The following is an 18,333-nucleotide window of genomic DNA, read 5'->3' on the forward strand; positions in this document are numbered from 1 at the left end:
TTAATAATAGGATGTTATGATGAAAGTTTATTACGATAAAGATGCTGATTTATCCCTAATTAAAGGTAAGACAGTTGCCATAATTGGTTATGGCTCTCAAGGACATGCACATGCTGCTAACTTAAAAGACACTGGGGTAAATGTTATTGTGGGCGCAAGGAAGGGAAACTCTTGGAACAAAGCTGAAAAAGCAGGGCACCAAGTTAAATCTGTAGCGGATGCAACCAAAGAGGCGGATGTGGTGATGATTTTATTACCAGATGAAGATCAGCCAGCGGTATATAAGAGCGAAATTGAACCTAATTTAAGACAAGCAACGACGATTGCCTTTGCTCATGGATTTTGTATTCATTATAATCAAATTGTACCTCGTGAAGATTTAGATGTGATCATGATTGCACCCAAAGGCCCGGGACACACAGTAAGGAGTGAATTTATTAAGGGGGGTGGGGTACCTAGCTTAATCGCAGTGTATCAAGATCGATCAAAAAAAGCTAAAGAAGTTGCCTTATCTTATGCCGCAGCCAATGGTGGTACGAAAGGTGGTGTGATTGAAACAACATTTAGAGAGGAAACTGAAACCGATTTATTTGGCGAGCAAGCTGTATTATGTGGTGGATGTGTTGAATTAATTAAGGCTGGATTTGAGACTTTGGTTGAAGCTGGTTATGCCCCAGAGATGGCTTATTTTGAATGTTTGCATGAAATGAAATTGATTGTAGATTTAATCTATGAAGGCGGTATTGCGAATATGAATTATTCTATTTCTAATAATGCAGAGTTTGGTGAATATGTGACAGGGCCTGAGGTGATCAATGATCAATCTAAACAAGCCATGAAGAAAGCGTTAACACGTATTCAAAATGGTGATTATGCAAAAAATTTCATCACAGAAGGTAGGATGAATTATCCGTCTATGACGGCAAGAAGAAGGCTAAATCAAGCGCATCCAGTTGAAGTGGTTGGAAAACAGTTACGTTCTATGATGCCTTGGATTTCTAAAAATAAATTAGTGGATACAGAAAAAAACTAACTGTTGAATAAATAATAAAAATCATCTGTTAGGTATTTCATCAGTTTCACCATAGTTGTAAGGGGGGTTATCCGTTTAGGGTTGTCATGGTGTCAACGTCCAACAAATTGAACCCCAGTAAGGTTGGATGCGAAAACAGCTTCTCTGATTGTATTTATGGCTTTGGTCATGAAGAAATTTTTGCGGTAGCATAAAATAACCTTTCTTTTGGGTACGGGGGTTTCGAAAGGAATAATACTAAATATAGTATGATCGTTTTCGTATAAGGCGGTAGAGGGAAGAATACTAATGGCTAAACCACTCGCAACCATGTAGCGTACTGTTGTGATAGAATTACCCTGTAAAGAGTTGGTTAACCCTTTAATCCGTTGTTGGGAGACCAACTCTTTACAGCCATTTAAGATGTTATTTCTCAGACTGTCGCCTTCAGTTAGCAATAATATTTTCTCACTGGTTAACTGTTTAGTATTGATTTGATCGTACTCCTCGAACGGATGTCCCTTAGGGACAATGACAAAGAAAGGCTCCTCATACAAAGGAATAGTTTCAATGCCGGCCTCATCTATTGGTTCAGCGGCTATCATGGCGTCTAATTCACCATTTTTTAGCATTTCAAGTAAGTGTGATGTGTAATTTTCTTCTAACATGAGTGGCATTTTTGGTGCAAGTTGGATCAGGCTAGTGATCATCTTAGGTAAAATATAGGGGGCAATTGTAAAAATAATTCCTAGTTTAAATTCGCCAGATAACTCATCTTGTTTTTCGCTGACAATCATTTTAATTTTGTCAGATTCTTCAATGACTTTTTTAGCTTGTTCAATGATTTTTTCACCTATGGGTGTCGTGATAATTTCACTAGAGCTTCGATCAAAAATTTTAACGTCTAATTCATCCTCTAATTTTTTGATACAGATGGACAAGGTGGGTTGGCTGACAAAGCATTTTTGCGCGGCTTTCCCGAAATGTTTTTCCTGAGACACTGCAATAAGGTATTTTAAATCAGTTAAAGTCATAGGCTATTTTATATGGGGGTTTAATTAAATTAATCATATTATGAATTTTTTTTATTATCAATAAAAGCAATCGGAATTTTGCCTCTTTGATGAGGTTAGATAATAAAGTAAGAAATACATCTATCAAGTAGCAATTTTCTATCAAGAATCAGTGACACCTATCCTAGGTTTGATAAAACAATCCATATTGAACATACAAATTTGCAAGACATAGATTCAAACAACAGATTATATATTTATTGATTTATCGTTGTTTTAAGTCATATGTTGAGATAGTCAGTTGTCATATATTCTATCTATGTTATATTTTAAGCAAAAAAGAAATCCATTTTTGTTGAAGTACAAAGAACCCTAACCAGACATCAGTGCAATATTCGTTGATAACACATCCATAGATAAAGTTTGTTGTGTCAAGGACACCATGATTCCATTTAGAAAATGGTAAAATGAGAGATACCCTGAGAGGAATATAAGTTTCTTATCTACGTTCTGATAGATACAATTATATTCCCCCATTTTAATGAGCTAAAGTATTGGCACTATAATCTATCTGTCCTATCTGAAGCTGGTTTTTCTTTATCATCGGGAAGGATAATATTCAGTTCCAATACATCAATTCCATCTTTGGTATCGTGATTAATTTTAATATCGTCAGAGGAAATTTGCACATATTTTGCCAATACTTCCATTAACTCTTTTTGCAACATAGGAAGATAATCAGGTGCTTGTGACTTGCCCCTTTCTTGAGCAATAATGATTTGTAAACGATCTTTGGCGATATTGGCAGAATTTTCTTTTTTGCCGAATAAAAAATTGAATATAGACATAAACTCTCCCTAACCTCTAAACAAACGTTTAATAAACCCTTTTTTAGTTACTTCGGTAAAGCGCATCGGTTTATTTTTACCCAATAATCTTGCAACTACATCTTTATAAGCTTCTGCAACATTACTTTGATCCAGATAAACGGCCGGAGTACCTGAGTTAGAGGCTTGTAATACATCTTTTGATTCGGGAATAACGCCAATTAAAGGAATACATAATATTTCTTCAATGTCTTTAATGGAAAGCATGTCACCATTTTCAACACGTTCTGGCGAATAACGTGTTATCAAAAGATGTTCTTTCACCGATTCTCCTTGCTCTGCTTTCCTACTCTTACTTTGTAAAATACCTAAAATTCTATCTGAGTCTCTAACGCTAGAAACTTCAGGATTGGTTGTAATGATGGCTTCATCAGCAAAATAGAGTGCAATCAAAGCACCTGTTTCGATACCCGCTGGTGAATCGCAAATAATATAATCAAAATTTAGGTTATCACTCAATTCTTTTAATATTTTTTCCACACCTTTGGTATGTAATGAGTCTTTATCTTTTGTTTGGGAGGCAGGTAAAATATATAGATTTTCTGAATGTTTATCTTTGATAAGGGCTTGATTAAGTGACGCCTCGCCATTAACTACGTTAATTAAGTCATAAACTACACGGCGTTCACATCCCATGATGAGATCCAAATTACGCAAACCAACATCAAAGTCAATGACCGCAGTTTTAAATCCTTCCAATGCCAAACCAGCAGCAATACTAGCACTGGTTGTGGTTTTTCCTACACCGCCTTTACCTGAAGTTACTACAATAATTTTTGCCACTTTTTTCTTCCTTCTATTTTAAGTTTTATGGATGAATTGCTGTAATTGATAACTTATTTTCTTGCAAAAAAATTTTTACGTTTTGCTTATACAAGGTATTTGGTAGCTTTTGATCAAATATTCGGTAGATGCCTGCAATACAAACAAGTTGTGCCTGCATAGACAATATGAAAATTTGAGCATTCAGGTCGCCAGAGGCACCCGCAAAAACCCTACCTCTTACTGGAGCATAGGCATGAATATTTCCATCTGCAACAATTTCAGCACCTTCGCTCACTAGTGAAGTAACAACCAAGTCACTATTTTCAGCATATACTTGTTGTCCAGACCTAATGGGACGATCTATTATAACAGTCTGAGAAAAAGTATTTTTATTTTTTTTATAAGGTATATTTTCATGTGGGTTGTGGTTAGTATTGTTGCCAGTATATTGATTTGTTTTAATGCCTAGTTGGAAAAATAAGTTGAGTTCAGAGGCAATTTGTGAAAATTGTTCGTCATAATGTTGTAGGGCAATTACTTTAAAATGCAGTCTTTGAAACAAATAAATTACCTCTTTGATCTGATTTAATTGACATCCATGTAGTAGGGATAAATCTAGAATAAAAGGAAAAGTATTTAACCCTTCCGATTTATTTAGTTGTGCATTTAATTCTGTTTGAATTTTGTCAATATCTAGCGATTTTAAAAGGAAAGATAAACCATTTAACCTAGTAGATTTAATTTCAAAACTATTCATTATTTATTTAGTATTGTGTATGTTATGTCTAATTTTAGACTAAGTTTAACTATTTGGTGAATAAAATTCAAATAATTCTATTAAAATTAAGTAAACAAGAAAGTATTTTAAAATTCTAGTAAAATAGTTATGGTTAATTTGTCTTTACTAGAAAGTATTTATTAATGGATGCAGAACAGGGATCTTTAATTTTACAAAATGCGGATCTAATTTATGATGAAATATATTGTCAAGAAAAGTTAGTCCAGATAGCGGATGAGATTAGCCATGTGCTTCACAATAGTTTTCCTTTAGTACTTTGCATTATGGGGGGTGCTGTTGTATTTACAGGTAGGTTACTGCCTTTACTTTTTTTTCCTTTGGAGTTTGATTATATTCATGTCACACGTTATCAAAAAGAACTATCAGGTGGACAGTTTAAATGGTTTAAATGTCCGGGGGAGGAAGTTATTCAACAACGTACAGTCTTAATATTAGATGATATTTTAGATGAAGGACATACGTTGTTTGAAGCAAAATCCAGAGTACTGGAATTAGGTGCGAAAAAGTGCTATACAGCTGTTTTTGCACAAAAAGATCTTGCAATTCAAAAGCTTATACAAGCTGATTTTGTAGGGCTTAATGTGCCTAATCGCTATGTATTTGGATACGGTATGGATGTAAAGGGTTATTGGAGAAACTTGCCAGCGATATACGCTTTAAAGGAATAAGATAAAAATGATCTCTATATTGATTGTTACACATTTTTCTTTAGGTGATTCTTATCGACAGATAATGAAGCATTTCTTTGGAGACAGTGTTCCTGAGACTTTTGTTATTGGCAGTAATACATTGGATACCCAAGATAGTTTACTCCCTAAAATACAACAGGTGATAGAGAGGATACCTGAAGATCAACCGATACTAATATTAACTGATATATTCGGTGCGACACCGTGTAATGTTTTGAATTATATCGAAGCATCAAGATCGATTAGTGTTATTGCAGGAATTAATATTTGTATGCTCGTTAAGGCAGTACAGGATGCTAATAAATATGATGATGTAGCTGAATTTGCTCAAGAGGTAGTGAAAACAGCAAAAAAAGGTATCATTACTTATAGTTTAAATAAGAGTCCAACATGATTAGGAAAGATATAAAAATCATCAATAAGTTGGGGTTGCATGCAAGGGCGTCAAGTTTATTCGTGCAGACGGCAAGTCGTTTCCAATCTGATGTTAATGTGACATTTAAGGGGAATACCATCAATGGAAAAAGTATTTTAGGTTTGATGATGCTGGCAGTTAATCAAGGTTCAAGTATTACTTTAGAAATTGAGGGTATAGATGAAAAGGAAGCATTATTCACATTGACTGATTTGATTCAAGATTGTTTTGGCGAAGGAGAATAGATGTGAGTTTAGTCTTGCATGGCATTGCTGTGGGCAAAGGGTATGCAATTGGCAAAGTTCATTTGTTAAGCTCGGGGTTGGAAGATGTGACTCAATATGCTATTAATGAAGAGCATATAGAATCAGAAGTAATACGTTATGAAAATGCGATTAAACAAACAAAAAAGCAACTAGATGAGTTAAGAAAATATATTTCTGGTGATTTACCTAAAGAATTGGGTGCATTTATTTCATTTCATTCAATGATGCTGTCAGATGTTACCTTGTCTCATGCCCCGATTGAGATTATTAAAGAACAAAAGATTAATGCAGAGTGGGCGTTAAGACAGCAATTAGTAAAACTTTCCAGTCAATTTGATTCTATTGGTGATGATTATCTACGCACAAGAAAGCAAGACTTGAATCAAGTGGTAGAAAAAATTTATAAATCTTTAAGTGGTGTTGAGATTAATGATATACAACTCAATGATTTATTTGAAGATGTGGTTTTAGTAGCAACAGATATTTCTCCTGCAGACGCGGTTCTGTTTAAAGAAAACAGAGTGTGTGCTTTTATCACAGATGTTGGTGGGTCAACTAGTCATACTGCAATTTTGGGTAAGACTCTGGGTATCCCTTCAGTTCTTGGCTTACGCAATGCAAGATCTTTAATTAAGGAAGATGAAAGGATTATTGTAGATGGGGTTAATGGTATTGTAATTTTAGATCCTGATAAAGTTATTTTGGATGAGTATGAAAAGAAAATACAAGAGTATAAGAAATATCGACGTAAACTCAATGAAATTAAAAATGTTAGTGCAACTACATTAGATGGTGTTGATATTGAAATTTTAGCAAATATTGAGGAGATTAGTGATTTAACATTAGCCAATAAGAATGGTGCTAATGGGGTTGGTCTATTTCGAAGTGAGTTTCTATTTTTAAATAGGAATACAATACCTAGCGAGGAAGAGCAATTTGAATATTATTTAACATTAGTCAAAGAGGCTTCGGGAAAACCAGTCACGATTAGGACGGTAGATATTGGTGCAGATAAAAGTCCAAGATGGTTTGGTCATTGTGATGTTATTCATCCAGCAATAGGGTTAACAGGCATTCGACTAAGTCTAGCAGAGCCAATCATGTTTAGAACACAAATGAGAGCTATTTTAAGAGCGGCTCAGTTTGGGAAAGTGAAAATGATGTGGCCTATGATTGCATCAATAACTGAACTAAAACAATGTCTCAGGCATTTAAATATAGCCAAAGAGCAGCTAGATAATGCTGGCGTCAGATTTGAATCTGATATCGAAGTGGGCATAATGGTAGAGACCCCCTCTGCAGCTTTAGCAATCACCACTTTGATTAAATATGTTGACTTCATTTCTATTGGCACAAATGATTTAATTCAGTATACGATGGCAGTGGATAGGGGTAATGATTCTATCAATGATTTATATCAATCAACACATCCTGTTATTTTGAAATTAATTAGTCATTCTATTAAGACTGCTATTCGATATAATAAACCAGTTTCTGTTTGTGGTGAAATGGCCGCAGATTCTGAATTAACAAGAATGTTACTTGGTATGGGGTTGAAAAGTTTTTCAATTAATATCCCAAGTATGCTTGCAGTCAAAAATGTTATAGTGAATACGAATATTCAAGAAACTCAGAGTTATGTTAATAGGCTTTTAAAAAATGAAAATCCAGAGAGAGTAGATACTTTATTGTATAAAATTAATAATTATGATAGGTTTCAATGATTTGGGTTATATGAGTGATTATTTTGGGGGAGTATGTAAATGAAAGTGGGATTTGTTGGATGGAGAGGCATGGTTGGTTCTGTGTTGATATCAAGAATGAAAGAAGAAAATGATTTTCAATACATTAAAGACGCCATGTTTTTTTCTACTTCTAATGTGGGAGGAGATGCACCTAATTTTGGACAGAAAGAAACTAAGTTGTACGACGCAAATGATTTAACATCATTAGCCCAAATGGATGTTATTGTGACTTGTCAGGGTGGTGATTATACTAAGTCTGTATATCAACCATTGAGAGATAGTGGGTGGAATGGGTTTTGGCTTGATGCAGCTTCAGCTTTGAGGATGTTAGATCAGTCCATCATTGTTTTAGATCCAGTGAATCATGACGTGATTCAAAAGGCAATTGAGAATGGAGTTAAGGATTTTATTGGAGGTAATTGTACTGTATCTTTAATGTTAATGGGATTGAGCGGTTTGTTTCAAGAGGGATTGGTGGATTGGATTTGTGCTATGACCTATCAGTCAGCAAGTGGTGCTGGTGCCAAAAATATGCGTGAATTATTGTTAGGCATGGGAGGAATTACTAATTCAGTTAAACATCTTTTAAATCATCCTGCTTCTGCAATATTAGAAATTGACCAAAAGGTAAATGAGTTTATTCGTTCAGATGATTATCCAAAAACATTTTTTGGCGTGCCTTTGGCTGGCAGCCTTATTCCTTGGATTGATAGTGATTTAGGTAATGGTCAGTCCAGAGAAGAATGGAAAGGAATGGTTGAAACCAATAAAATACTAGGCTTGGAGCCTAATAGTATTAAAGTTGATGGGCTATGTGTACGAATAGGCGCCATGAGATGTCATAGTCAGGCGTTAACAATTAAGTTGAAGAAAGATATTTCAACTACACAGATTGAGAGTATTTTACAAAATGCTCATGAATGGGTGAGTGTTGTGCCTAATGAAAAAGAAATAACCAGTCAAGAATTAACGCCAGCAAAAGTATCAGGAACCTTAAATGTGCCTGTTGGAAGAATTAGAAAGATGGCTTTTGGTGGAAATTATATTACAGCTTTTACAGTTGGCGATCAGTTGCTGTGGGGTGCTGCAGAACCGATAAGAAGAGCACTTAGGATAATATTAGGGGTGCCTTTATAAAGTTGAACCAAAGAATAAACAATGAAGTCTTTTAAAGTCCGTATAAAAAAAAGAACTAGGATAATTTTTTATTCAATTTTGTTCTTTTTTTTATTTTTTGTGATTTTGCTTCTGAGTTTTTATTATATACGTGGTTATATTGTTTACTCAGAGGATGAAATTAGAACCTTGATCATTGACTATTTGAAAGAAAAAGATATTAAGATAAGCTTTAATGAAATTAAAACCAATATTTTTTTCAGACCAGCGATAGAGTTAAAAGATGTTCATTTTACAAAAAACTCATCTGATAGGAATTATGATCTAACTGCAAAAAAAATCAGAATATCACTTGGCTATAAAATCATTTGGAATAAAATAAAAGTTCATCAACTAAGTATTTTTGATGGTAGCTTATATATTGGTTTTAAACATCCTACTGACGTTGCTGGAAAACATGTTTCAAGGAATTCTGTAGTAAAAGAAAATTGGCCTCACAATACTTTATCAATACCTAACACTATAAATTATAGTGGGAAAATTATTTTAGAAGATGTGTCCTATCATTCTAGTATTGTTTTTAGAGATGTTGAATTAAGAATATCTACGCCTAAAAATTATACTTCTTACTTTGAGATAAAAGGCATAACCTCTAACAATCAGTTATTAAAATATCCTATATCTTTTGATCTCAAAGGTGTTTTTGATTTAGGTCTTAAAACCATAGTGGGTAATCAATTAGATTTATCATTATGGTATCGAACTCATACAAAGCAATATCACACTAATGTTCAATTTAATTTTAATTGGGATCTTGATCGCAGTCAGATTATGTTGAGTAATTTAAACTATGAGGGTCTTGAATTAGTCAATGGTTTTAATTATAAGGGCAGCATTGCTAGAATTAATTGGACTGTTCATCAAGAGATTAATATTCCTAAAATAAGTTTTAATATTGAACGACCAAACCAAAGTAATAATACAGATGGATATATGACATTGAGTCAATTGAATTGTAAAGAAAGTTTTTGTTTGATTGATAATGTTAATTTTGCCACTACTTATCATAACTCAGATAAGTCGTTCGTTGTTAATGGTAATACTACGGTTGAATTAAATTTAGAACAAAAATCTATTGTATTGAAGCAATTGATTTTCAATTCTAAACAAATTAATACGAAAAATGTAATACCACTTTGGGTATTACATTTAAAAGGATATTTGTTTTATAAATTGGATGATTACCTCTTATTAAATATGGACGGTTTATTAGATAAACAGAGCATTCATCTAGTAGCAGAGCATTCCCAGGAGCAGGCAGACAAGACATGGGAAATGACAGTTGATTTAACTTCTTTTGATACTAGGCCTTATATTGATTCGGATATAAGTAATGCATCTTCAGTAAAAATTTATAATGGGTTATTGGCAAAATTACCTGGAGTATTTCAGCTATTAAGTGATAATCAGCTTAAGGTCAGATTTGGTATTAACCAATTAAAGTTTCCTGATTTTTATTTTTCAGATGTGTCAGGTCATTTAATGTATACTAAAGATCATATACAACTCAATCATCTGGAAGGGAAATTTTTTGAAGGTAGTTTTTTAACCAATCTTGATATTGAAATGTTAGAAGATAAGCTTAAGTATAAAATAGAGCAAAAGTTAAATAATTTAAATATAGGAATGATGTTATTTTATTTTACTAACTTCCCTTTTTTATCAGGCAATGGAAATTCTTATATCTCATTACAAACTGAGGGATATAATATTTCCGAAATATTATCAAACTTAAATGGGTTTAGTAGTTTTGAAATTTACCAAGGTATTATTTTAGGGGCGAATTTAGAGAAAATTATTTATGCACAGGATAAGTTAGGTGTTTTCAATACTCAAAATTTAGAGTTATCTAGAGATAGTGGAGATAGAGAGTTGGAACAAACACAATTTGCTTTATTTAAGTTTGTGAGCTATTGGACTAATAGTGTTAGTGAAACCGTTGCACTAGAAATAGATGGACCTGAGTTCCAGGTTAGGGGGCAGGGTGCAACAGATTTAATCAATCAATCCTTGGACTATTCACTATTATTAACTGGTTATGTGGATAAAAATGGGAAGAAAGTTAATATTACCATCCCACTTAAGTTATCTGGAAATTTATTAGAACCAAAATATTACCTAGATTCCAAACAGGTTTTAGAACTATTGGATGATGCAGATAATAAAGAAGAAGTTTTAAGAAAGTTTATCAAACAGCAATGGGAGTTAATTCATTGATTTCTGATTATGTATCAAAAATTGATTTATGGATTAAAAAACTTTCTTCTCAAGATATTGTGATTTTTTTATGGCAGGGATTTCCTGACGTTTCCTTGATCCAGTATGTACAAAACAACTACCCAAAAAGAGTTTGTTATTGGCTTATTTTTTCTGAATGGTCTTTGGTAATAGATAAAAAAAAAGAATGGATCCAATCATATCCACATTTAAATGATTTTGAACAAGTATTGAATCCAATCGGTATGAGTGTGTTTACTCTCGAGCCACATACCTATTTGTGGATCAATTTATCAAATGATATCGAAAAATTTTTATATGACTTTGAGTATGACGCCAGTTTAATTTGTTATCTAAACATACCTGAGATTCAACCAATCGTTTTACCGAATATTAAACCATGGTATCAACCTATTGATTATTCAAAGAGGATTAATGTGAAACAGGCGGTAATTGTTGGTGGTGGTATTGCTGGTGCAACAACAGCTTATTTTCTTGCCCAACATGATGTTCAAGTTACGCTTCTTGAAAAGGAAAAAGACATAGCATCTAAAGCTTCAGGAAATTATCAAGGAGTTTTATACGCTAAGGTCTCTCCTCATCACACTATCCAAACAGAATTATTGTATAAATCTTATGGGTTAAGTGTATCCTTATTAGAGTTGATGGATAGTGAGCATTTGTTTTCAGATAATTGTGGTGTCTTACATTTGAATTATGATGATAGAGAAAGGGAAAGAAATCTGCAGTTAGCAGAAAAAAATTATCATTTAAATTATTATTTACACAGAAAGGATGCAGAAGAAATTGCAGGTATAAAGATAGAGCAGGATGGCCTATTCTGGCCTAGAGGCGCTTGGACTCATCCTAGATCATGGATTCAAAGGTTGCTAATACATCCAAATATTCAGGTAAAAACTAATTTTAATGTTCTTAGTTTTTGTTATGAAGAAAAGAACAGTCAATGGAAGGTAATAAGTGCCAATGAATCTATAGTTTCAGACGCATTGGTATTGGCCTTAGGTGCTGATGATAATGACATTTATAAAAACCTAGGCCTGAATCTTTCTTTTATTAGTGGACAGACCTCTATTATAGAGGCAAATAATATTAGTAAAGAATTGAAGATTGTTTTGAGTGGGGATGGCTATATTGCTCCCGCTTACAAAAATATACATTGTTTTGGGTCAACTTTTCATCCCAATAATAAACAATTTGAATTAAGTAAAGAAGATGAGTTGATGAATGTTAAAAATTTATATCAGCTAAATCATTATCTTCATAGTTCTTTTATTAGAAATGACTCTGTAAATAAAAAAATCGGGATGAAAGGGCATCATGCTGTTAGATGTGATAGCTTTGATCATTTACCCGTGGTTGGATCCTTGGGTGATATTTGTCAGATGAGAAAAGTTTACGCTAAATTGTGTCTTGATAAGAATTATTACTTAAAAGATCCTTGTCCTTATTGGCCTAATCTGTATATCAATACCGCCCATGGTTCTCGTGGTTTATTAACCTCCAGTTTATGTTCACTGGCATTGGTTTCAGAAATTCTAGTACTTCCTAACCCATTAGGATTAAGATTGAGACAATCTCTTAGCCCTAATAGATTGATTATAAATGATATTATTAAAAGAAGAAGGTTTAATTGAAATCACCATATCGTGTTTGTAAGCTTGATATAGCAGCAATAGGTGCAGTTTCCGTCCTGAGAATTCTTGGTCCCAAGGAATAGGGAATAAAATGGTTTTCTTTGGCATGAACAAGCTCCTGTTCACTAAATCCACCTTCAGGACCTATCGCAATAACCACCAAATTATTTTTGTCTGGTATGAAATTGTAGGTAGCGTTAGGTTCTCTCTTTGTGTGGAGAATAAATTTATTCTTAGTTGTTATCGATTCCAATGTGGAGGTTAGATCAGATATCGGATGTAACAAGGGTATGACTGCTCTACCAGATTGTTCACAAGCAGCATAAATTATTTCATTCCACCGTTGTATTTTGTTTTTATTTTTTTCTAGTATAAATTTAGCATTGGTTCTTTTCGATATAACGGGGTATATTTCATTTACGCCTAACTCGACTGATTTTTGAATAACAAAATCCATTTTTTGACTGGTAGAAAAACACTGGATCAGACCTATTTTGAGATTGGATTCATTATTGGCATAAGTTTTTGCATAGATATGAGCATCTATATTATTTCTATCAATAACGTGAATTCTTGCGTCATAGTGATAGCCATCTCCATTAAATAATTGGATAGTATCTTCTGTTCTTAGCCGTAAGACATGGCTATGTGAACATATTTTTTTTGGTAGCTTTATTGATATGTTACAGTCTAAAAAATTATCTAAAAAAAATCTATGAACCATTTTTACATTGGATATTGTCCATTTGGAAGTAGAACCCAGACATAACCTGGATAGTTTGTTTTGCCTGCAATTTCACCTGCTTGGGTTCCATAACCCCAAAAAAAATCTACTCTTACACTACCGTTGATGGCAGACCCAGTATCTTGTGCTACTATTAATCGATTCAATGCTTTACCGTTTCTGGTATCTGTAGTCGCTAGAAATAGAGGTGCTCCCAAATCGATATATTGTTTATCAACAGCACCCGAATAGCCGTTTGTTAATGGTACACCTAGAGCACCAATAGGCCCTTTATTTTCTTCGGTTTGGGCAACACTAGAAAAGAAAATAAAGCTAGGGTTATGCCCCAGAATCTCATTCATTTGATCCGGATGTTGTTGGATATATTGCTTAATTCTTTGCATACTAGCACTACTTAAAGGTATGTAGCCGTTCTTAGTCATGTAACTCCCAACTGACTTATACGGAAATTCGTTTTTATCTGCATAAGATAAACGAATTACTTGATTATTTTCGGTAATAATCCTACCAGAACCTTGGATGTGTAAAAAAAATAACTCGACTGGGTCATTGGCGTAGGCTAAAATAGGCGCCTTATCATCAATAGCGCCTTGGTAAATTTCCTTTCTAGTATAGTAAGGTACAAATTTATTTCCTGAAAATCTTCCCTTTAGTGCTTTAGTTTTTGTTGTGATATTAAATTGACTTAAATTAGCAACATATTCTCCTGATGGGGAAATTATTCCGCTATTTGTACCTGTTCTGTGGATTGTGACAGTTCCTTGGTGATTAATGAAATTTTGTGGCAGAGGAACAGATACAAAATCATACGGGATTCCATAAATAGGATAGGGAGATTGAACTGATTTAGTTCTAGAACCTAAAATAGCAGGTTCGTAATAGCCCGTTACTTTCCCTACTAAACCACCATTATTGTTAGTTACTACCCAAGGCTGAAAGTATTCCTCAAAAAATTGTTCAGCATTTTTTCGTGTATTTTTAATTCGAGAGGCAACTTGACATACATAATTCCATTTAGGTTGATTTATCAATACCTCACAACTACGCTTAAATGCCAATAGGCTTTGTTCAAAGTATTGGTTTGACCACTCAGGTAAATGAGAATAATCAACGATACTATAAGTAACATTAGGAGAGTATCGAGATCGGGAAATGGTGTTGATACTGGCTTTAGGCTGAGGTTTGAAATGAGAAGAATAATCTGTATCTGGTTTTTCCAAAATAGTTATTTTTTGCTTTTTATTATTAGAAGAGCATCCCGAAGTACAAATAGCAATGATTGAGAATAAAGTAATAAATGTATATTTTTTCATAATATGAATTTAGAACAACAAATTTAAATCTGGTTGTTGGCTTTTATTAGTAGGATCGAGCGGTTTAGCTGAGCTATTATCTGGCTGAGAGGATATCTCGCCAATGGGGTTAGATGAGGTTGTATTATTGTCAGGTTCAGTGATTGGAATATTATCATCCTCAAAGGGATTATAGGTACTATAGCTAGGGATTTGGCTTTCTGGAGGTATATATTGTGGTATGTTTGTGGTCATGGGGTCATTTGATAACGAGGTATTCTCATGGTCAGATTGATTTTTTTCATTTAAATCACTATTGATGTTTTGATCCATTAACACCCTAGTGTTGGGCGTATTTGACTGCTGTTTAAAATCACTACTAAACATTAAAGTATAGACAAGGTAGATAACAATACATACTACAATTATCATTATGAAAATAATCATATAGCCCATAAATCTAAGAAGTCTATCAGTAAAAGAGCTCATGTTAAAAATCCTTTAAAATAACATTATTTATTTTTTAATTTGGTTACTCAATTATTCGTTTTTTTTGTGTCATAGTTGTAATCTTCATATAAAGTGACAACTTTTTGGACACCTGGGACAATACTGATTTGTCGAGATACATTTTGTTGTTCTGTAGGGGTTAAAAGCCCAAATACGTAAGTGTTGCCACCATAAGTAACAATTTTAACATCATTAGGTGAAAATCCTTTTGGATTCATTAGAGATAATCTTACTTTTGAACTAATTAAAGCATCATTAGTTGAATCTCCTACATTTCTTTCTCCTTGTATATCTAGGAAGTTATAAACTTTTTTTGCGGCTTTTTGTGATTGAGCAATTTGTTGGATATCATTTTTTTGACGCTCATTTTCCACAATTCCAACTAACAATATTTTATTGTTATAACTCGTTACCTTTAAAGACGGTAGGCTTACTTGACTGATTTTATTTAAGTCAATTGTATGAGGATATTTACTCCTTACTTGAGTAATAATGGCAACTTCCATAATGTGGTCATCCGCAATGACACCTTTAGCTCTTCTATCTGCAATAGTGAGACCCCCTGCAATAACACCACCAATCATAAGTGGAGCACAGCTATTTAATAACAAACAAGAAACTAAGAAAGCAATAAACCATTTAAGTGTTTTTTTCATAACATTTTCCTATCAAATCGAGTTGAGTATAACTGTATTATAATGATAGATTGTTATTTTCACCAAACAACATCTTATCAATACAGTCGCACATCGCATGAATTATTAACGTGTGTACTTCTTGAATTCTTGCAGTTCTGGAGTGAGGAACATTGAGTAACATATCATTGGCATTTAGTAATTCAGCGATTTTACCACCATTATTCCCGGTCATGGCGATGATCGATATTTCTTTTTCATGAGCTGCATTAATAGCTTCTATAATATTAGGAGAATTGCCTGAAGTTGAAATGGCTAACAGGACATCATTTTTTTTACCAAGTGCAAAAATTTGTTTTGAAAAAATAAAATCGAAATCATAATCATTAGAAATAGCAGTGAGGATCGAACTATCTGTTGTTAATGCAATGGTGGCAAGCCCCATTCGTTCCTGTTCAAACCTACCTACTAATTCTGCTGAAAAATGTTGGGCATCAGCAGCCGATCCACCATTACCACAAGTTAATACCTTACCGTCATTCATTAGTGATTGGACAATAATATTGGCAGCTAATATGATGTCATCATTTAAATTTTCTTTGCACTGCTTAAGTAGTTCAATACTCTGTTCAAAATGTTCAGTAACATATTGTTTTAATTTCATTATAGTTAATCTTTCTATGAGTCAACAATATCGGTTAAGTGATGTATCGCAGGTGGTTTGGACTTTTGAGTCATTAATGCATCAACATGTGTCATTTTTGCAGTTGGATATTTTAGAAGGTAGTATTTCACTGTGATTTTGGTTATTTCTTAAATTTTCTGAGGATAAATACCTGCCAGAACACCTACGAAACTATCATTACTTCTATATCCTCCAATTTTACTTCAAAAAAGACTAAAAAGCTTTTTTTAACTTGCAATAATACCAATTACCACCAGTTTTCAATGCCAGTTTCTTTCAATAATAATCAATTGATTATCAATCAAATAGTTATAATAAATATTTCCTGCTTGTATGCCTTTGGGGTGGGTTAAGTGCATCTTGACTATTTATTATTTATAAAAGGCAGCGGATATTGTACACTATTCTCATCGAGATTAATTTATTTATTATTTATGCATTTATCGGTGAAGTTACTTGAACAATCATATCAGCCAAGTTCTCTTTATGTAGTCGCAACGCCCATAGGTAATTTGGTAGATATCAGTATCCGTGCTTTGTCTGTTTTGGAAATGGCTGATGTTGTTTGTGCTGAGGATACCAGAGTAACACAAAATTTATTGAATATTTATGGAATTAAAGCAAAAAAAATGGTGAGTTTGAGAGAGCAAAATGAGATTGAAATGTCAAATAAGGTCTGTTATTGGCTTTCTGAAGGTAAGATAGTTGCTCAAGTTTCTGATGCAGGCACACCTGGTATATGTGATCCTGGTAGTCGATTGGTTAGGGTAGTAAGAGAAGCAGGTTATCCTATTTATGGGGTACCTGGCGCTTGTGCTGTGACGAGTGCCTTAAGTATTGCGGGAATAAATACAGATCAATTTCTATTCATTGGATTTTTACCCCCGAAAAAAGGAGAAAAAGCCTGTATTATTGATAAAATTACCAAAATACCAACAGTTGTGGTTTGCTATGAAGTGCCACATCGAATTTTGTCTACACTGGATGAAGTGGGCATAAAAATACCTAACCGAAAATTATTTTTAATACGAGAGATTACCAAGACTTTTGAAACCGTATTAATAGGGACAGCCTCAGAATTAAAGACGATACTGTTAAATGATAAAAATCAACAAAAAGGGGAAATGGTTATTATTTTTGATAATTTTGAAATGACAAAAGAAAAAATACCAGAGGAAGTTCGGTGTTTAGCTGATGAATTATTGGAGGTTATGCCCATCAAAAAGATCATTGCATTACTATCTAATATTGTTACTTTTGATAAAAAAGAATTATACACATACCTGTTGGAAAAAAAACATACCAAGTATTAGCCCATTAGATCTTTACTTCTGATAGAAAAATGGGTAATATGACCGGATTATGCCTGCCCAGGTGGCGAAATTGGTAGACGCAGGGGACTCAAAATCCCCCGCCGCGAGGTGTGTCGGTTCGAGTCCGACCCTGGGTACCATTGCTTTTGCTTGTTTGACACAAGCAATATGTGGTGGTTGTGTTATCTAAGCTCTATCTCTCCTAGTTTCAAATTTAGTATCAATATTCCCTTTAGCAGCTCTAACTCTTAGTTTCAACATTGGTATTGTATGAGGGTTGTATGAATGTGAGATTGAGAAGGACATGCTTTGATTTTTCTGAGACACAAATCATTATTTGCCTATTTAAGTTATATCATGTGGTATGTAAAGTACTACGATTAAGCGTATTAACTTGATGGTGAAGTGAATGAATAGTATTTTGTATGTAAATTAGTAGATTTAAAACTGAGCAGTCGTTTCATCATAATAATTTAAAATTTCCACAAAAGGTAGTTGCAAAGTAGATAATAGT

Annotated in this window: 18 protein-coding genes and 1 tRNA gene; 10 read left to right on the forward strand and 9 right to left on the reverse strand. The window is 33.6% G+C overall.

All coding sequences use genetic code 11. The annotated features are described in order from the left end of the window. Positions 1 to 19 precede the first annotated feature (19 nt). The gene (gene ilvC, locus GKC53_04655) at positions 20 to 1,033 is read left to right on the forward strand and encodes a ketol-acid reductoisomerase (GenBank protein QRN41837.1); all 1,014 of its coding nucleotides are present in this window, start codon (positions 20 to 22) and stop codon (positions 1,031 to 1,033) included. Positions 1,034 to 1,125: 92 nt separating this feature from the next. On the opposite strand, the gene GKC53_04660 is transcribed toward ilvC, so the two are convergent. The 4 genes from GKC53_04660 to minC all read right to left on the reverse strand — a co-directional run bounded on the left by GKC53_04660 (position 1,126) and on the right by minC (position 4,434). Further along, positions 1,126 to 2,046, reverse strand: a complete 921-nt coding sequence (locus GKC53_04660) for a LysR family transcriptional regulator (GenBank protein ID QRN41421.1) — start codon at positions 2,044 to 2,046, stop codon at positions 1,126 to 1,128. A 539-nt stretch (positions 2,047 to 2,585) separates the two neighbouring features. Next, complete coding sequence (gene minE, locus GKC53_04665; GenBank protein QRN41422.1) at positions 2,586 to 2,873, reverse strand: cell division topological specificity factor MinE; 288 nt, start codon at positions 2,871 to 2,873, stop codon at positions 2,586 to 2,588. Positions 2,874 to 2,882: 9 nt separating this feature from the next. After that, positions 2,883 to 3,695 (reverse strand): septum site-determining protein MinD, encoded by an 813-nt coding sequence (gene minD / locus GKC53_04670; GenBank protein QRN41423.1) that lies wholly within the window; start codon positions 3,693 to 3,695, stop codon positions 2,883 to 2,885. 25 nt (positions 3,696 to 3,720) lie between these two features. Continuing rightward, on the reverse strand, positions 3,721 to 4,434 hold the full coding sequence (gene minC, locus GKC53_04675) for a septum site-determining protein MinC (protein QRN41424.1): 714 nt from the start codon (positions 4,432 to 4,434) through the stop codon (positions 3,721 to 3,723). Positions 4,435 to 4,598: 164 nt separating this feature from the next. On the opposite strand from minC, the gene GKC53_04680 reads away from it, so the two are divergent. The 7 genes from GKC53_04680 to mnmC are packed head-to-tail and all read left to right on the forward strand — an operon-like array spanning position 4,599 to position 12,639. Continuing rightward, positions 4,599 to 5,144 (forward strand): hypoxanthine-guanine phosphoribosyltransferase, encoded by a 546-nt coding sequence (locus GKC53_04680; GenBank protein ID QRN41425.1) that lies wholly within the window; start codon positions 4,599 to 4,601, stop codon positions 5,142 to 5,144. 7 nt (positions 5,145 to 5,151) lie between these two features. Continuing rightward, positions 5,152 to 5,559 carry a hypothetical protein gene (locus GKC53_04685; GenBank protein QRN41426.1) on the forward strand — a complete coding sequence of 136 codons (408 nt, stop codon included), beginning with the start codon at positions 5,152 to 5,154 and terminating at the stop codon, positions 5,557 to 5,559. After that, positions 5,556 to 5,825: an HPr family phosphocarrier protein gene (locus tag GKC53_04690; protein QRN41427.1), complete on the forward strand. Its 270-nt coding sequence runs from the start codon at positions 5,556 to 5,558 to the stop codon at positions 5,823 to 5,825. Before GKC53_04685 ends, GKC53_04690 begins: the two co-directional genes overlap by 4 nt. A gap of 2 nt (positions 5,826 to 5,827) precedes the next feature. Further along, the gene (ptsP, locus tag GKC53_04695; GenBank protein ID QRN41428.1) at positions 5,828 to 7,570 is read left to right on the forward strand and encodes a phosphoenolpyruvate--protein phosphotransferase; all 1,743 of its coding nucleotides are present in this window, start codon (positions 5,828 to 5,830) and stop codon (positions 7,568 to 7,570) included. A 39-nt stretch (positions 7,571 to 7,609) separates the two neighbouring features. Then, positions 7,610 to 8,728, forward strand: coding sequence for an aspartate-semialdehyde dehydrogenase (gene asd, locus GKC53_04700; GenBank protein ID QRN41429.1), 1,119 nt, complete (start codon positions 7,610 to 7,612; stop codon positions 8,726 to 8,728). A gap of 21 nt (positions 8,729 to 8,749) precedes the next feature. Then, on the forward strand, positions 8,750 to 10,984 hold the full coding sequence (locus GKC53_04705) for an AsmA family protein (protein QRN41430.1): 2,235 nt from the start codon (positions 8,750 to 8,752) through the stop codon (positions 10,982 to 10,984). Beyond that, positions 10,966 to 12,639 carry an FAD-dependent 5-carboxymethylaminomethyl-2-thiouridine(34) oxidoreductase MnmC gene (gene mnmC, locus GKC53_04710; GenBank protein QRN41431.1) on the forward strand — a complete coding sequence of 558 codons (1,674 nt, stop codon included), beginning with the start codon at positions 10,966 to 10,968 and terminating at the stop codon, positions 12,637 to 12,639. Before GKC53_04705 ends, mnmC begins: the two co-directional genes overlap by 19 nt. Here mnmC and GKC53_04715 read toward each other — a convergent pair. Genes GKC53_04715 through GKC53_04735 form a run of 5 tightly spaced genes read right to left on the reverse strand, consistent with a single transcriptional unit; the run spans position 12,632 to position 16,485 of the window. Further along, positions 12,632 to 13,363 carry a 16S rRNA (uracil(1498)-N(3))-methyltransferase gene (locus GKC53_04715; protein QRN41432.1) on the reverse strand — a complete coding sequence of 244 codons (732 nt, stop codon included), beginning with the start codon at positions 13,361 to 13,363 and terminating at the stop codon, positions 12,632 to 12,634. The genes mnmC and GKC53_04715 overlap by 8 nt on opposite strands. A 2-nt stretch (positions 13,364 to 13,365) precedes the next feature. Next, entirely contained in the window at positions 13,366 to 14,697 is a 1,332-nt protein-coding gene (locus tag GKC53_04720) for a murein transglycosylase (protein QRN41433.1), read from the reverse strand. Positions 14,698 to 14,706: 9 nt separating this feature from the next. Then, positions 14,707 to 15,165 carry a hypothetical protein gene (locus GKC53_04725; protein QRN41434.1) on the reverse strand — a complete coding sequence of 153 codons (459 nt, stop codon included), beginning with the start codon at positions 15,163 to 15,165 and terminating at the stop codon, positions 14,707 to 14,709. 47 nt (positions 15,166 to 15,212) lie between these two features. Further along, on the reverse strand, positions 15,213 to 15,842 hold the full coding sequence (locus GKC53_04730) for a BON domain-containing protein (GenBank protein ID QRN41435.1): 630 nt from the start codon (positions 15,840 to 15,842) through the stop codon (positions 15,213 to 15,215). A 37-nt stretch (positions 15,843 to 15,879) separates the two neighbouring features. Continuing rightward, a complete protein-coding gene (locus GKC53_04735; protein ID QRN41436.1) occupies positions 15,880 to 16,485 on the reverse strand; it encodes a phosphoheptose isomerase in 606 nt (201 codons plus the stop codon). A gap of 455 nt (positions 16,486 to 16,940) precedes the next feature. On the opposite strand from GKC53_04735, the gene rsmI reads away from it, so the two are divergent. Both rsmI and GKC53_04745 read left to right on the forward strand, forming a co-directional pair. Next, positions 16,941 to 17,819 carry a 16S rRNA (cytidine(1402)-2'-O)-methyltransferase gene (gene rsmI, locus GKC53_04740; GenBank protein ID QRN41437.1) on the forward strand — a complete coding sequence of 293 codons (879 nt, stop codon included), beginning with the start codon at positions 16,941 to 16,943 and terminating at the stop codon, positions 17,817 to 17,819. A 55-nt stretch (positions 17,820 to 17,874) separates the two neighbouring features. After that, positions 17,875 to 17,959: transfer RNA gene (locus tag GKC53_04745), tRNA-Leu, on the forward strand. The last annotated feature ends 374 nt before the right edge of the window (positions 17,960 to 18,333 follow it).

It is taken from the genome of Neisseriaceae bacterium, assembly GCA_016864895.1.
Lineage (GTDB): Bacteria > Pseudomonadota > Gammaproteobacteria > Burkholderiales > Neisseriaceae > QFNR01.